Below are 17,086 nucleotides of genomic sequence, written 5' to 3'. Positions count from 1 at the left end.
TGTCAGCCGGTGCCGTGGGACAACACGGACGTGGCACCGGCGACAATCTGTGACAGCGGATCTGCGCCGCCGCCGAACGTCGCCTGGTTGGCCGGTGCCGTGACTTCGGCTGGGTCAAACCCGTGCACCGGGTCGACCTGAACCGGAGCGGTCGCCGGGTCGTCGTTTCGCGAGTAGCCCGCGTTCACCCGGGGGATCAGGATCGCGTCGAGCTTGTTGAGCGTGTCTTCGTCGATCCCGACGTATTTCAGCGGCATGACAAGCGGAAGGTGCTTTTCGGGGACCATGATCGTCGTGTCCCTGGCGCCCCTGGAGTTGATCGTCGTCCTGATGTTCTGCGGCGGCACCATGCTCGGATTCGTAAAGGCGACCGCGGTGTGACCGGTGGCCAGGCCCAGCAGCGTATTGGCGAGCGCGAACAGGTTGTCGGGCCGGTCGGGGAAGTCCGCGATCGAGTCGTACGCGGCCACGAACCTGTTTGTGTCGTACTGACTTTCGTACGGCGGCGGCATGGTGTAGTCCAGAGCGGGGACGGTGCTGCCGACCGGGAACATGGCGCTCAGGAAGCTCTGACCGAAGGCGTGGCGCCCGATCGGGTCGCCGAAGGTGGCGAAATTCAGCCGGTCCGGTGGGGGAGCGGTCGGGTCATTGGCGAGCCGCGCCTGCTCGCCGTCGACCACGAACCCGCCCTCGGACAAACCGATCGCGGTTCCGGGGCGACCGGCGCGGATCGCCGCATCGAGGTTGTTTACTCCGACGTCGACCGACTCGCCGACGCTGGGGCCGTCCAGACCCAGGCCCGGGAAGAGTTCATCGAAGCGGCCGATGCCCGGAAAGAGCCGTTCCAGCACGTGGCCCTGGACCTGGCCCGCCGGGTAGCGGACGATTTCGCGCTGCTGGCCGGGGAACCACTGCGCGCCCTCTTGGCGGATGTACTCGTCGTAGGGGATGCCCAGCACGTGAGCGCCGCCGAGTGCGAATGCGGTCTGGTCACCCGGCGCGCCGGGGGTCGGCGGTCCGCCGATCGGCGTGTCGTCAGCCGACGCGGTTCCGACGCCGAAATACCCTGTGGCGCCGACAGTTACCAACGCCGAAACTCCTGCAAGTAGCTTCTTCATTCCTGATCCTGACCGCTCGGATTCGTCTCGTAGTCTCACATAGATCATGCGTACCCCCTAACCGGTTGCGGCTCGGCGCGTCGGCGCACGACCACTCGCGATGGCCACCAGTTCGCCCGCCCGACCAGCGCGGCGATGGCGGGAACCGTGACGGTGCGCACCAAGAAGGTGTCCAGCAAAATCCCCACCCCGATCACGAAACCGCCCTGGACCACGGTGCCGATGCCGGAGAACAACAGACCGCACATCGACGCAGCGAAGATCAGGCCAGCGGCGGTGATCACGCCGCCTGTCGAACTGAGCGTACGAATGATGCTGTAGCGCATGCTGTGTCCAGACTCCTCACGCATTCGCGAAACGAGCAGCATGTTGTAGTCGGCCCCGACCGCGACCAGCACCACGAACGCCAGCGGTGGCACGCTCCAATGCAATTGCTGGCCCAGTAGGTATTGAAATACCAGTACGCCGATACCTACCGCCGATAAATAGGAAATGACTACGGAAGCAACCAGATACAGCGGCGCAACGATCGCACGAAGCAGTGCGATCAAGGTCACCAGTACGACGAGCAGGGTTACCGCGATGATGAACCGGATGTCGTGCTGGTAATAGTCGCGGGTGTCCTTCAGACCAACGGTGTACCCCGCCATCGAAATCGTGGCGTCGGACAGCGCGGTATTCGGTTGTGCTCCGCGCGCGGCCGCAGTGATCGCGTTGACCTGATCCATCGCTTCGGTGCTGAACGGATTCAGTTTGGTTTGAACCAAATACCGCACCGAGTGGCCGTCCGGCGAAATGAATACCTTGGCCGCCTTCTGGAACTCCTCTAAGTGCAGCAGCTGGGGCGGGATATTGAATCCCGCCATGGCCGGTTGTGCCGCATCGCGTTTGAGTGACAACAGGAATGCCGCGGATTCACCGAGCCCGGAACCGAGCTGTTTGACTTGGTCGACGAGCGCAGCCACGGCGTCGGCTATTTGCCGGCTGCCGCCGGCGAGCCGGTTCGCGCCGTCTTGCACGCTATTCAAATTCGCTTGCAGGCCACCGGGTTTGTCCATGCCCATCGAATGCATCACCTTGGTGAGCTTCCCCAGCGCGGCGCGCACCCGGTCCGTCGACGACTTCAGTGCCCTTTTGTCCTGGTAATCCTGAAGTTGGTGGGCCAAATCGTTGATCGCGTCGAGGTCCGCCTGATCGCGGGAACCGACCAGCTGCTCGAACGTCCCGCGAGTCGCGCTACACGATTGATCGGCATCGCAGATCGGGTTGCCCTGCAGCGCTGCCAGCACCGGGCCTATCCAGGCGAACACGTTCCTGGCTGCCGAGAAATTCCAGCCCATGGCGTTGCTGAGCGAGTTGACGTGATCGACGAGCTGGGCCGCGATGTCGACCTGTTTGACCAGCGCGTCGCCGCTGTACTGGCTCTTCGCCGACGAGAAGGCACTTTGCAGTTCCTCCAAGCTGGCCGCGAGCTGGCTGACCTGCCCGCGGACCTCGCCGAGGCTGTTGGCCAGCGTGCCGCTCCCCGCGACCAGCCGGTTGAGATCACCGGTGTGGTCGTTGATCATGGTGGACCCGCCGGCCAGCAGGGTGCCGATGGCACCCGCCTGATAGGTGGCCCGGAATTGTTCGGGCACGTTTCCGGTAGGACGCGTAATGCCGCTGACCGCAGCGATATTCGGCAGTTGGCTGACTCGGTCCGCCATCTGCTCCAAGTCCGCCAGGGCTTTCGGCGTGCGAAGGTCATGCGGCGATTGGATGAGGATGTACTGCGGAATGGATTGATTCACCGGGAAATGCCGATCCAGCGCGGCATAGCCGACGGAGCTAGCAGCGGACGCCGGCAGGGCCTTGCGGTCGTCGTAGTTGTAGCGCACCAGCCCCGCGCAGCTGGCCAGGATGATCAGCACCAGCACACTGGCGACCAGATTGGCCCTGGGCCGTCGCACGATGCGGATCCCCGAACGCCGCCAGAACCGGGCGGTCAGTTCGCGACGTGGCTTGACCCAGCCGCGCGGCCCCGCGATTACCAGAATCGCCGGCAGCAGTGTCAGCGCGGCGAGGAAGGCGACGCCGATCCCGATCGCCGACGACGCGCCGACCGTCTTGAACACTCCCATTCGGGCAAAGCTGATCAGGAGAAAAGTGATGCCGACGGTGGCGGCGGATGCGCCGATGACTTTGCCGATCGAAATCATCGCGCGTTTGATCGCCTGATCGGAATCCGCCCCCGAGCGCAAATAGTCGTGATAACGACTGATCAGGAAGACCGCGTAATCCGTTCCGGCGCCCGCCATTATGGCGCTCAGAAATACGATGGACTGGTTCGAGACGCCGGCTCCGGTAAACAGGGAGTAAGCCGCCACCGCCGCCTGCGCGATGACCAGCGATATCCCGATCGTCAGCAACGGCAGCAGCATCGTGACCGCACTGCGATAAATCACCAGCAGGACGATCAGCACCAGAACGGCGATCGCCAGCTCGATCGGAAGCCGGTCCTTGTCGCCGGCGACCGTGAGGTCGGCGACGGTCGCTGCGGGGCCGGTGACGTTGACCGTCAGGGGCGTTCCCGCGACGCAGTGTGTGACGATGTCGCTGATCCGGTTGAACGCGGCGTAGGACTGTGGTGTGCCCAGCTCGCCGGCGACGCCGACCGGTAGCACCCACGCTTTGTGATCCTTGCTGGTCACGACCGAGCGCAGCGGCGGCGTGCTGATGAAATCCTGCACCATCAAGACATCTCGGGTGTCTTGGCGCAGCGTGTCCACCAGTTTGCGGTAGACGGCTTCGTCGGCCGGGCCGAGCCCCTTGTCGTCCGTCAGCACCACCAACAACAGGTCCTCTGAACCTGATTCGTGAAACGCCTTGGTCATCTCGCGCGCGCTGATGCTCGACGGCGCGTCGTTGGGCAGTAACGCGAGCGGATGCCTCTGGGCCATCTCGCCCAGCGAGGGCAAAGTCAGGGGAAGAGCGACCGCCACCGCGACCCAGAGCCCGATCACTACCCAGGGCCACCGCACCACGAAATCGGTCAGCCGTCGCATATCGTCCTCGCCCCTGGTCGGCGCAGTCGGGTGCGCCCGCCGGCGCCGCTCGCCGACGCTCTGTCACGCCGCGCTCGTTCGTACCGTGCCCGACCGGAGTTCGCGCACTGCAGAAAAGCTCTAGCTTCGGATGGACTCACGCTACGCGACGCGCCCCCAGTGCCCGCTGCCAGCGACCCGGCCGCACACGGACTTCATCGCCGCCATGTAGCGGCGTACGGATTTCAGGGCGACCGGATTGTCGGGATGCATGATCGCCATGACGGTGCCCTCGCCGTACCGGAATACATAAATGGTCAGCTGATAGGAATACCGGCCGTCGGGATAGATCCCGATATTTTCCGCGAGGCCCAGGTCGGCCGCGGCAAGAATCGCATTGAGCGGAGCAGCGCCGCCATGAAAGAAGTTCGACACCGGAAAGTTTGGCCGCGGCCAGCGCAACCACGGCGCTAATTCCAGTACGCGGTAGTACGGCACCTTCGCCATGTCCAGACCGGAATCAAAAGAGGCCTGCGCTGCCCATGCCGCATCACCGAAAGAGGTGGCGGCGATGGGCACGGTGATTGGAATCAAGCCGGTAAACCAGCCCTGTGTCATGAAATTGTCCGCGGCCGTCCGCGAATCTCTAGGGGTGAGACCGTAATACGTCAGAGCGCCGGTGAACTCATGCTCCAGCAGGGCGAAGCAGGCGAACAGGCCACCGACGAAGCGTGCCCCGGCGGCGGTGCAGGCGGATTCGAATCGCTCCGTCTGGGCCACGTCCATCAGAAGTTCGGAGGTCATCTGACTGCGACTGGACTCCAACGGGTTGCCCAGTGGGAGCGGGAATTCTGGGAAACCGCCATTGTTGTTGTCGGCGAAGTCAATCCACGCGCGTACCTCGGGCGAATCAAGGGTCAGCGTCGACGTGTACTCGCGTTCGCGGGTGCAGAAATCGTCGAAGCTACCGGCATCGGGAAGAGCCAGCGCCTCACCGCCGCTGCTCAACGCCGAATACATTCCGTTGGCTTCCATCATCGTTGTGCCGATCAGCGTCGCGTCCCCGTGCACGTGATCCATCGCGGCAAAAAATGTGAAATGGCTCTCGTTTTGGATGATCCCGAAGGTGAAACAGCCCCACTGCAGCGGGTTCGGTATGGCCACGACATGAGCGTGTATCTCGTCAACTGTCATCTGGCCGTGGTTGATTGGCGCGAACTCAATATCAGCCGGATCGCGCAGCGTATGCCGGACGAACTCACCGGTGCCGGTGTGCTCGAACCAACTGCGGAACGTGTCGTGTCGCCGCAGATAGGCGTTGACCGCATGGTTCATCGCCGCGACATCACAAGTCCCAGGTAACTCACAGGTCGCGATGATCTGCCGGGAGAAGTTCAGCCCCGCGGCTGTCCGCTCACAGTAGTTCCGAAGATGCTGGCCCTGCATGTAACTGACCGGCACCGAGCTGACCGGCGCTTGTCGGACCTTGTCTTTTGCCGCATCCGTCGGGTGCCACGAAGTGACCGAGCCCGGAGTCAGCGTCCAATCATCGAGCGCGCCGATCGTGATTTTCCCGATGCGCAAAACTACATCCCCCTCGGTGTAAACGGTCCCGGTCCGGCCACTGGCGGAGCCACCAAGATAACCCGCCGGGCGATTGCCTCCGCGGACACGCGCGGGCCACGGCCTACACTCACTCACGGGTCCGGCGTGCGATGGTGGCGATCGAACGGCCGGGCGGGAGGCGCAGAGCGGCGGACACAGTGGCCGCCGTTGCGCGGTGCGGGTGCTGCAATTGCAGTGCTGGCCTTCGGAAATTGACTCTGAAGCGCAACCGGGCCGCCCGTGGGGACCCAGTCTTCATTCGCCAACGCAGGGGAGGTCAAGGAAATGGCATCCGTCGAAGACGAGCCGGCTTCGGGTTTTGCGATCGTCGGCTACGCCGCTCGTTTTCCGGGTGCCGCGGACGCGGATGAGTTCTGGGATGTGTTGCGGCACGGCCGGGACGCGATATCCGAGGTGCCGCAGGACCGCTGGGACGTCGACGAATTCTTCGACCCAGAACCCGGCGCACCGGGCAAGGTCGTGACGCGTCGGGCGGGATTCGTCGATGATGTGGCGGGCTTCGACGCGCCGTTTTTCAATATGTCGACGCGCGAGGTCAGATTGATGGACCCGCAGCACCGGATCTTGCTGGAGACGGCATGGCGTGCGGTGGAGCATTCGGGCACCGCGCCAACGGCCCTGGCTAACAGCAACACTGGTGTGTTCGTCGGTCTGGCCACCCACGACTACCTCGGAATGGCGTCCGACGAACTGACTTACCCCGAGATCGAGGCCTACATGGCCATCGGTACGTCAAATGCCGCTGCGGCGGGCCGCATCAGCTATCGGCTGGGGCTGCAGGGTCCCGCGGTCGCCGTCGACACGGCGTGCAGCTCGTCGCTGGTGGCAATCCATCAGGCGTGCCAAGCGCTCCGCCTCAAAGAATGCGACCTCGCGCTGGCCGGGGGTGCGAACGTCCTGCTCACCCCGGCAACCATGATCACGTTCTCCAGCGCTCACATGCTCGCGCCGGACGGCCGGTGCAAGACCTTCGACGCGGCCGCCGACGGTTATGTGCGTGGCGAGGGATGCGGCGTCATCGTGATCAAGCGCCTGCACGACGCGATTCGCGACGGCGACCGGATTCGGGCCGTGATCCGCGGCAGCGCGATCAACCAGGACGGCGCATCGGGTGGATTGACGGTGCCGAACGGCGTTGCCCAGCAACGGGTCATCGCGGAGGCGCTGAAGCGCGCCGACCTCGAACCCCGCGACGTCGGGTACTTGGAAGCGCATGGCACCGGGACATCGCTGGGCGACCCCATCGAGGCCCAGGCCGCCGGTGCGGCGCTCGGCGCCGGCCGTGAAGCCAGCCAACCGCTGCTGATGGGTTCGGTGAAGACCAACATCGGTCACCTGGAAGCGGCCGCGGGTATCGCGGGTGTGATCAAAGTTATTCTCGCGCTCGAGAACGAGTTACTGCCGCGGCACCTGCACTTTGAGAACCCGTCGCCGCATATTCCCTGGGACCGGCTTGCGGTGCAGGTGGTCGACGAGGCCACTGCCTGGGAACGCAACGGTCGGCCGCGCATTGCCGGGATCAGCTCATTTGGCTTCGCGGGGACAAACGCTCACGTCATCCTCTCCGAGGCCCCCGTGCCTGCGGCAGCGCCCCTCGCCGCGCCGGTTCCGGTTGAGCAGCCCGGGGACCGACGGTTCAGCCTTCTTCCGCTCTCGGCCCGAACGCCCGCCGCGTTGGTGCGGCTCGCCGGCGAATACCGCGACTGGTTGAGCGCGCACCCGGAGGCCACCCTGGCCGACGTCTGCTTCACCGCGGGCACGGGGCGGGCCCACTTGGAGCACCGCGCCGCGCTGGTGGTCAATTCGCGAGAATCCGCGATGGAGCTGCTCGGCGCACTCGCCGACGATCGCCCGGCGCCCGGTTTGTTCCGCGGCGAATCCCATGACACACCGAAGACGGCGTGGCTGTTCACCGGCCAAGGCAGCCAATACCCCGGCATGGCAAGGGAGTTGTTCGACACCGAGCCGGTGTTCGCCGAGACGCTGAATCGCTGCGCGGCCGCGGTCGCTTCGATTCTCGAAAAGCCATTGCTGGAAGTTGTTTTCGATATCGACGGCCCCGATAGCGAAGCGATGCTGCGGCAGACTCGTTACGCACAGCCCGCCTTGTTCGCGGTGGAGATGGGCCTGGCCCGCCTTTGGCAGTCGTGGGGCTTCGAGCCGGACATCGTGCTGGGGCACAGCGTCGGCCAGTATTCGGCGGCCTGCGTCGCGGGCGTGGTCGGTCTCGAGGATGGCGCGGTGCTGATGGCCGAACGCGGTCGTCTCTTCGCAAGCTTGCCCGCCGGCGGCCGGATGGTCGCGGTGTTCACCGCCGCCGGCCGTGTCGAGAACCTGACCAATGATTTCCCGAGACTGTCGGTCGCCGCCTACAACGGCGCGAACACCGTGTTATCTGGGCCCGCAGGGGATCTGGAGCGGGCGGTCGCTGGACTGGCGGCCGACGGTGTGCGGTGCGACTGGCTAGACACCAGCCACGCGTTCCACTCGGCCCTGCTGGACCCGATTCTGGACGACTTCGAGTCGTTTGCGGATCGGTTCAATTACGCTGCACCACAACGGGTTTTGATTGACAACCGAACCGGCGCCGCGCTCGGCCGCAGCGTGCGGCTCGACGGTGCCTACTGGCGCCGGCACGCACGTCAACCAGTGCAATTCGCCAAGAGCGTGCACACCCTGGCCGGGCTCAATTGCAAAGTGTTGCTCGAGGTCGGCCCGCGACCGGTGCTTACCGCGGCCGCGCTGAGCTGCTGGCCCGACCCGGCCACCGTGCCGCGGGCGATCGCATCGTTGCGGCGCAACACCGCCGACCATCGACAGATCACCGAAGCCGTTGCCGAAGCGTATGTGGTGGGCCACCTGCCCGAATTCGCCGCCTTCCGGCGGGCGCACACGGGCAAATTGGACCTGCCCACCTATCCGTTCGAGCATCGCCAATACTGGTTCCGCGACGACCGGGACCGTCCCGACCCACGACAGCAGCCCGGCGGCCCGCGTACCGAAGCCGTCCGCCTGCTCGAGGAGGGCCGGATCGAGGAGCTGGTGGCCCTGCTCGACGCCGACTGCGACGATCCTCAAACCGTGCGTGTACTGGCCAAGCTTGCGGCACAACATAACCAAGAACGCACCACCCGGTCCATCGCCGACGACCGTTACGAGATCCGGTGGAAGAAAGCCGCTGCCGCGCCTTCCGGTGTGGGAGCCGGCGAGGGAGCCAGCTGGCTTCTGATCGGCGAGGATTGCCCGGCGCTTGCGCCGTTGGTCAACGAACTCATCCAACGCGGACAGCAGCATCGGTTCCTCGGATTGCCGACATCCGACGCCGACGAGGAACAGCTCGCCGACACGTTGCGCGCTGCGGCGGCCCAGGATTTGCCGCTTCGCATCGTGAGCGTCGCGGCGGTCGACGCGGATCTCGGATTCAAGACCGCGCCGTCGATGCAGTCGCTGTTGCGCATGCAACACCGGATTCTGGGCGGAACGCGGCGGCTTTTCCGCGCCGCGGCCGCCGCCGACTTGCGGACCCCCGTCTGGCTGGTCACTCGTGGCGCGCAGCGGGTCACCGACGGGGACACCGTGGCGCCGGAGCAGAGCTCGCTGTGGGGTTTCGGACGTGCCGTGTCGCTGGAACATCCGCAGCTTTGGGGCGGACTGGCGGATCTGGCGGAGGGCACCGCCGACGAGTGGGCTCGCTTCATCGGCTGGGTCTCGGTGTCGCACGACGCGGTGTCGCACGATTCGGCGTCGCGCGAAGACCAAGTGGCGCTGCGTGATCAAGCCGTCTACGTGCCGCGGCTCGTTCGACGGGAGGGGCAGCCGAGCGGAACTCCGCTGGAAATACGCCCCGAGGCAACGTATTTGGTGACAGGCGGGCTGGGTTCGATCGGACTGGAGATCGCCGGCTACCTGGCCACCCACGGCGCCAAGCATCTAGTCTTGACCAGCCGCCGTTCCCCCGGCGAGGACGTGCAAAAGCGCATCGACGCACTGGCCGCGCAGCATGGCTGCGAGATCCAAGCGATCGCCGCCGATGTCGCCGACGCCCACGACGTCACCCGGCTATTGGCCGGCGTGCAGCCGCCGTTGGCCGGCATCGTCCACGCCGCCGGCGAGATCGGCACCACCCCGCTGAGCAACCTCGATGACGCCGAAGTCGATCGTGTCTTCGCCGGGAAGGTCTGGGGTGCTTGGCATTTGAGCGAGGCCGCGGCTGACCTGGGGCTGGACTTCTTCCTCAGCACGTCCTCGATCGCGTCGGTGTGGGGTGGATACGGTCAGAGCGCCTACGGCGCGGCCAACGCGTTCCTCGACGGGCTGGCCTGGCGCCTGCGCGAACGAGGCGTCCGTGGGACAAGCGTCAACTTCGGACCCTGGTCGGCGGGTATGGCCGACGCGCAGTCCCGTGCGCGACTGGATCAGCGCGGCATCCGTACGCTGTCACCCGCCGATGCGCTGGCGGGGTTGGCCGATGCCGCGGCGTCGTCGTCGGCGCAGGGCGTGGTGGCCCGGATCGACTGGGCCCGCTTCCTGCCGCTCTACGAACAGGCCGGCCGACGGGCATTCCTGACGGAATTGGAGCGCGAGGTACCCGATGCGGTGCCGCCCGTGACGCCGTCGGGCACGACCCAACTCGTCGAGCAACTCACCAATGCCCCACTGCAGCAACGTAAGCGGCTGCTCACCGATTACCTGCGTGACGCGGTCGCCGAGGTGACGCGGGTCGATGTCGCGGAGATCCGCGAGGACGCAGGTTTCTTCGACCTCGGCATGGACTCCCTGATGGCCGTCGAATTGCGGCGCCGCATTGAGAACACAGTGGGCCGGGAGATCCCCATCACCCTGGTGATGGATCACCCGCGGCTGTCCGATGTGGCCGACTACCTGCTCGGCGATGTCCTCGAGCTCAGCGCGCAGGCGGCGGCGTCTCAGCCGGCCGCGACGGTCACGGCGCGCACCGACGAACCGATCGCGATCGTCGCGGTCTCGTGCCGGTTCCCCGGAGCACCCGACCCGGATGCTTTCTGGGAGTTGCTGTCCGGCGGTGTCGATGCGATCCGGGAAGTCCCGGAGGACCGCTTCGACATCGACGAGTTCTATGACCCGGACCCCGAGACACCGGGCAAGACCTACACGCGCTTCGGCGGATTCCTGGACGAGATCGACGGATTCGATCCGGAATTCTTCGGCATCTCGCCGCGCGAGGCGGTGTGGATCGAGCCGCAGCAGCGGCTGATGCTCGAAACGGTATGGGAGGGGCTGGAACGCGCCGGGTACTCGCCGGGTGCGCTGCGCGGCAGCCGAACCGGCATCTTCGCAGGGGTGGCCGCCAACGAGTATGCGCACCTGCTGTCCGCGGAGCCGATCGACAAGATCGAGCCGTACTTCATCACCGGCAATGCGCTCAATGCCATTTCCGGTCGGGTCGCCTTCGCGCTCGGAGTCGAAGGGCCGGCGGTGGCGATCGATACCGCATGCAGTTCGGCCCTGGTGGCCGTCCATCAGGCGTGCCAGGCCTTGCATTCCGGCGATTGTGACCTCGCGTTGGCCGGCGGCGTGAATGTTCTGCTGTCTCCGGTGACCGTTATTGCGGCCTCGCGCGCCCGGATGCTCTCGCCGGTTGGCCGATGCAAGACCTTCGACGCCTCCGCCGACGGCTACGTGCGCAGTGAGGGCTGCGGAATTCTAGTGCTCAAGAGGCTGAACGACGCGGAACGCGACGGTGATCGGGTCCTCGCCGTCATTGCCGGCAGCGCGGTCAATCAGGATGGTGCTTCGAGTGGTCTGACGGTACCCAATGGCGGTGCGCAGCAACGACTCATCGGGGCAGCGTTGAGCCGCGCCGGTCTGGCCGGCGGGGACGTCGACTACCTCGAGGCGCACGGGACCGGCACTCCGCTTGGCGATCCGATCGAGGTGCAGGCCGCCGCGGCCGCGTACGGAGGTTCGCGTACCGCGGACCGACCATTGCTGATGGGATCGGTGAAGACCAACATCGGACACACCGAGTCGGCATCGGGCGCGGCGGGTCTGATCAAGGTCGTGTTGTCGCTTCAGCACGAATTGCTGCCGCAGAGCCTGCATTTCGACACGCCGTCGCCGCATATCCCCTGGGACTCGTTGCCGGTGCGGGTGGTGCGCGAGTCGACGCCGTGGCAGGCCAACGGCAGACCACGGCGCGCCGGCGTGAGCTCCTTCGGGTTCACCGGCACCAACGCACACGTGCTGATCGAGGAGGCGCCGACCCGTACGGGATCGCCCGCCGAAGATCCGGCACCCGATGCCGCGGCCGTCGACACCGGCGAGGTCAATGTGCTCGCGCTGTCGGCCCGATCACCGGAAGCGTTGCTGGCATTGGCGCAACGCTATGAGGCCTGGCTGAGCGCACATCCGGATGTGGACCTCGCCGACGTGTGCCGCACCGCCGGCATGGGCCGTTCGCATTTCGAGCACCGCGCCGCGCTGGTCGTCGATTCGGTCGAGGCCGCGCGGGCGGGCCTGGCCGAACTAGCCGAGAACCGGCTGCGGCCCGGCGTGGTCCGTGGCGAGCACACCCACCACCCGACGACGGCGTGGTTGTTCACCGGGCAAGGCAGCCAGTATCCCGGCATGGCACGTGAATTATTCGACACCGAACCGGTTTTCGCCGACACCGTGACGCGGTGTGCGGACGCGGTCAAGGACATGCTGCCGCGGCCGCTACTGGATGTGCTGTTCGCCACCGACCGTAGAGCGCCGGAGGACGCCCAAGAAACACTGCGGCACACGTCGTTTGCCCAGCCGGCGCTGTTCGCCATCGAGATGGGCCTGGCGAGGCTCTGGCAGTCGTGGGGCATCGAGCCCGACGTGGTGCTGGGGCATAGCGTGGGCCAGTACGCGGCGGCCTGTGTGGCCGGTGTATTCAGCCTCGAGGACGGAGCCCGGCTGATGGCCGAGCGCGGCCGGATGTTCGGCAGCCTGCCCGAAGGCGGGCGAATGGTGGCGGTGTTCACCGACGCCAAGCAGGTAGAGCAGATCGCCGGTGAGTTCCCGCACGTGTCGGTCGGCGCCTACAACGGACCCAACACGGTGCTCTCGGGTCCGGGCGACGATCTCGAACAGATCGTCGCCACGTTCAGCGACGAAGGGGTCCGCTGCACCTGGCTGGAGACCAGCCACGCCTTCCACTCCGAACTGCTGGATCCCGTGCTCGACGAATTCGAGTCGTATGCAGCGCAATTCGAGTTCGCTACGCCGACGTTGCCGTTGGTCTGCAACCGCACCGGCGCTGTGCTCACGGCGCAGACCCCGCTCGATGCCCAGTATTGGCGCCGGCATTCCCGCCAGCCGGTGCAGTTCGCCGAAAGTGTGCGCACCGTGGCGGCGCTCGGCTGCTCGGTGGTGATGGAGATCGGGCCGCAACCGGTGTTGACCGCGGCTGCGGTGCAGGTCTGGCCGGAGCACCTGGCGGCGCCGCGCGCGATCGTGTCGCTGCGCAAAGGCGTCGGCGACCGGCGCCAGATCGCTGACGCGCAGGCCGCGGCGTACATCGGCGGGCACCTACCCGATTTCGCTGCGTTGCACCGTCAAACCGGTCGCCGACTCGAGCTGCCCACCTATCCGTTCCAGCGCCGCCGGTTCTGGCCCAAGTCGTCCGGAATCGCCATCGACGGACCGGCGGTGTCCGGAATCCTGGGCAGCGCAAAAGATCTCGCCTCCGGTGACTCCGTCTACACCAGCAGGTTGTCGGTCAAATCTCAGCCGTGGCTTTCCGACCACGTCATCTACGGCACCGTCGTCGTCCCCGGAGCGACGTATGCCGCGATGGCCTTGGCCGCGGTCGGTACCCCGGCGCGGGCCAAGGACGTCTTCTTCTACGAGCCGATCATCTTGCCCGAGAAGAGTTCTCGTGAGGTGCAACTGACGCTGCACCCGCAGGAGGGCGGCGACGGGTGGAAATTCCAGGTACACAGCCGACCCTACGGTGAACGCGGCGCCGAATGGTCGCTGAACGCCGAAGGCTCGGTGATTGCCGGCGCCGACGGCGAGCCGGAATCCGACGATGATCCGGTCGACGAAGCGCTCGAGCGGCTGAACCGGATGCGGCCGCAAGAGTTGTTCGAGACCTTCGCCGACCTGGAGTTGGTCTGGGGCCCGACCTGGTCCGGTTCGCTGAAGTCGCTGTGGCTCGGTGCGGGCGAGGCGATCGGCGACATCGTCGTCGGCGAAGAGCTCTCCGAGCAACTCGGCGCCGAGCCGATGCACCCGGTGCTGATGGACCTGTGCACCGGCGTCGCTTTCCCGGCGTTCCCGGCACTCCTCGCGGCCGAACAAGGCGTCAACGATCTGTTCCTGCCGCTGCGGTATGGGCAGGTGACACTGCGGGAGAAGATGCCGCGACGGTTCTACTGCCGGGCGAAGTGGCACGCCAGCGCGCTGGACAGCGAAACCCAGGTATTCGATCTCGAGTACCTCGACCGAGATGGCCGGCACTTGGGTGGGATTCGCGAGTTCACGGTCAAACGGGCACCGCGGGAGGCCTTGTTGCGCGGCCTGGGCGGCGACGCCACCCGGCTGCTCTACACCCTCGGCTGGCACGAGGTACCGCTGCCGGCATCGAGCGACGATGCCAGCCGCGTCAGCGGCACCTGGCTGATCGCCGGATTCGAAGAACTGGCCGCCAACGTTGCGGGCTGCATTTCCTTCGACCGGAACACTGATCCGGAGCTGTTGGGTGAACTGTTGGCACAGGCCCACGAGCGTGGTCTGCCGTTCGCCGGCGTCGTCTGGCGCAGCGCCGCGCCGAGCGGAACCGAGTCGAGCACCGACGGCGCCGCGCGGGTCGAGACCGAGATCGCCCACTTGCTCAGTGCCGTGCACACGGTGCAACACGGCTCACAAAACGGCAGCGTGAAACTGCCTGGCGGACTGTGGATCACGACCGAACGGGGCGTGGCCACCGAATCCGGCGAGCCGGTTGATCCGGTCCAGGCGGCGCTGTGGGGCTTCGGGCGTACCGCGATCAACGAGGAACCGGCTTTGCGCTGCAAGCTCGTCGACTGTGACGGGTCCGAGCAAGCCGTGCAAGCGTTGGCCGCTCTGTTGGCCACACCGGACTCGTCCCTCGAGGAGCATGAGCTCGCTTTGCGACAAGGGAAGCTGCTGGTCTCCCGGTTGTTGCCATGGTCGCGCAGCGGTCATCTGACGGTGCCTCGCTCGTCCGACTACGTCCTGGCGCCCACCGAACGCGGCGCAATCGACAACCTGCGGCTGACCGAGGCGGAGGTACCGGCGCCGGACGAGGGTTATGTGCAGGTTCGGGTGGAGGCCGCCGGCCTCAACTTCCGGGATGTGCTCAACGTCCTTGGCCTCTACCCCGGTGATCCGGGACCGATCGGCGGTGACTTCGCCGGAACCGTCACCCAATTGGGTAGTGGCGTCACCGGACTCGAGGTGGGCCAGCGTGTCTACGGCTTCATGCAGGGCGCGTTCGCCAGCCGGTTCAACGTGCCGGCCCAGCTGCTGGCGCCGATTCCCGACGGAGTGGGGGCGGTCGCTGCGGCGACCATCCCCGCCGCGGCGTTGACGGTCCGGCTCGCGTTCGACTGGGCGCAGGTGCAGCCCGGGGATCGGGTGCTCATCCACGCCGCCAGTGGTGGTGTCGGCCTGGCAGCGATCCAGCTGGCACAGCAGTGCGGTGCCACGGTCTTCGCCACGGCCAGCACCTACAAACGTGCGACGCTGCGCAAGCTGGGTGTGCAGTACGTGTACGACTCGCGCACTACGGATTTCGCCGACCAGATCCTCGCGGACACCGACGGTGCCGGTGTCGACGTGGTGCTCAACAGCCTGACGAACGAAGGATTCCTCGAGGCGACCGTGCGGGCAACCGCGCAGAATGGTCGGTTCGCCGAGATCGCCAAACGCGACATCTGGACACCTGAGCAGATGGCGGACGTCCGCCCCGACATCGCCTACGAGATCGTGGCGCTGGACACGGTGACCTTCCAGGAGCCCGAGCGTATTCGCGGCTTGTTGACCGAGGTATCCGAGGGTCTGGGCAAGGGCGAATGGGCGCCACTGCCCGCCGAGATCTACCCGCTGACCGAGGCGAGGGCCGCGTTCCGGCGCATGCAGCAGGCCCGGCACATCGGAAAGATCGTGGTGCAGATGCCGAATCCGCTTCAGCCACGCCCAGATCGGAGCTACTTGATCACCGGCGGACTCGGTGCGATCGGTCTGCACACGGCGTCGTATCTGGCCCAACTGGGTGCCGGCGACATCGTGTTGACCAGCCGGCGCGAACCCGATGCGGACGCACAACGCGAAATCGAGGAGATCGCCGAGCGCTTCAAATGCCGCGTCCACGTCTTCGCGGCCGATGTCAGCGACGAGTCCGAGGTTGACAAGCTGCTGGAACGGATCCGCGCCGAACTGCCGCCGCTTGCGGGTGTGGTGCATCTGGCCGGGGTGCTCGACGACGCGCTGCTGTCTGCGCAGACCCCGCAGCGATTCCGAACGACATTGGCGCCCAAGGCGTTCGGTGCTTGCCACTTGGACAGGCTGACGAAGGACGACGAGCTGGACTTCTTCATCGTGTCCTCCTCGGTGTCCAGTTTGTTCGGGTCACCCGGTCAGTCCAACTACGCGACTGCCAACGCGTTGCTCGACGGTCTGGTCGCGCAACGAAGGGCGCAAGGCCTGCCCGCCACGGGTGTCAACTTCGGCCCCTGGGCCCAGGGCGGCATGGCCTCATCGGAGGCCGCAATCGCGAATATCACCGCGCAGGGCCTGATTCCGCTGGAACCCTCGGCAGCGCTGAGCGCGCTCGCGGAGGTCGTCGCGAACGGGACCGGCCAGGCCACCGTCCTCAAAGCCAACTGGCAGCGTGCCGCGAAGGTGCTGGGCAGTTCGCGTCCACCGATTCTCGACCTCGTATTGCCCAGTGCCGTCGGGGAAGTCACCGGTGACAGCGAGCTGCTCAAGCAGCTGATGGAGATACCCGTGCCGCAACGCGCGGCCTTCGTGACCGAGTTCCTGCAACGCGAGGTGCAGCACTTCCTGCGGCTCGCGCAGCCGCCGGCGGCGAGCAGTCGGTTCCTGGACCTGGGCACGGATTCGCTGATGGCGATAGAACTGCGCAACCGATTGCACAGTCAGTTCGGCGGCAAGTTCACGATCAACGCCACCGCGGTCTTCGACTATCCGACCATCGGAGGGCTCGCCGAATATCTGGTGGCTCAGCTACCCGACGCGGAATCGGTCGTGGTGCCAGAGGCGAGTTGAGTCAGGCCGTTGTCGACGACGAACCACACCGGGGCCACCAGCGGCCTGTCGTCGGCG

Annotated in this window: 4 protein-coding genes; 1 reads left to right on the top strand and 3 read right to left on the bottom strand. The window is 66.1% G+C overall.

Annotated features, from left to right (window positions below):
* Positions 1 to 2: 2 nt before the first annotated feature.
* The 3 genes from pe to MJO58_RS18865 all read right to left on the bottom strand — a co-directional run bounded on the left by pe (position 3) and on the right by MJO58_RS18865 (position 5,725).
* Entirely contained in the window at positions 3 to 1,118 is a 1,116-nt protein-coding gene (pe, locus tag MJO58_RS18875) for an acyltransferase PE (RefSeq protein WP_090604038.1), read from the bottom strand.
* A gap of 44 nt (positions 1,119 to 1,162) precedes the next feature.
* The gene (locus MJO58_RS18870; RefSeq protein WP_239720487.1) at positions 1,163 to 4,162 is read right to left on the bottom strand and encodes an MMPL/RND family transporter; all 3,000 of its coding nucleotides are present in this window, start codon (positions 4,160 to 4,162) and stop codon (positions 1,163 to 1,165) included.
* A gap of 141 nt (positions 4,163 to 4,303) precedes the next feature.
* On the bottom strand, positions 4,304 to 5,725 hold the full coding sequence (locus MJO58_RS18865) for a condensation domain-containing protein (RefSeq protein ID WP_090604036.1): 1,422 nt from the start codon (positions 5,723 to 5,725) through the stop codon (positions 4,304 to 4,306).
* A gap of 306 nt (positions 5,726 to 6,031) precedes the next feature.
* On the opposite strand from MJO58_RS18865, the gene MJO58_RS18860 reads away from it, so the two are divergent.
* Positions 6,032 to 17,029 (top strand): type I polyketide synthase, encoded by a 10,998-nt coding sequence (locus tag MJO58_RS18860; RefSeq protein ID WP_239720485.1) that lies wholly within the window; start codon positions 6,032 to 6,034, stop codon positions 17,027 to 17,029.
* Positions 17,030 to 17,086 lie beyond the last annotated feature (57 nt).

This window comes from Mycobacterium lentiflavum (genome assembly GCF_022374895.2).
Classification (GTDB): Bacteria; Actinomycetota; Actinomycetes; order Mycobacteriales; family Mycobacteriaceae; genus Mycobacterium; species Mycobacterium lentiflavum.
The sequence above is the reverse complement of the archived record's forward strand: the minus strand, read 5'-3'. Positions and strand labels throughout refer to the sequence as shown.

Bases quoted from the DNA above. Each gene is read 5' to 3' on its own strand.
- MJO58_RS18860 (WP_239720485.1), top strand. From the start codon at position 6,032: ATGGCATCCGTCGAAGACGAGCCGGCTTCGGGTTTTGCGATCGTCGGC.
- MJO58_RS18870 (WP_239720487.1), bottom strand. From the start codon at position 4,162: ATGCGACGGCTGACCGATTTCGTGGTGCGGTGGCCCTGGGTAGTGATC.
- pe (WP_090604038.1), bottom strand. From the start codon at position 1,118: ATGAAGAAGCTACTTGCAGGAGTTTCGGCGTTGGTAACTGTCGGCGCC.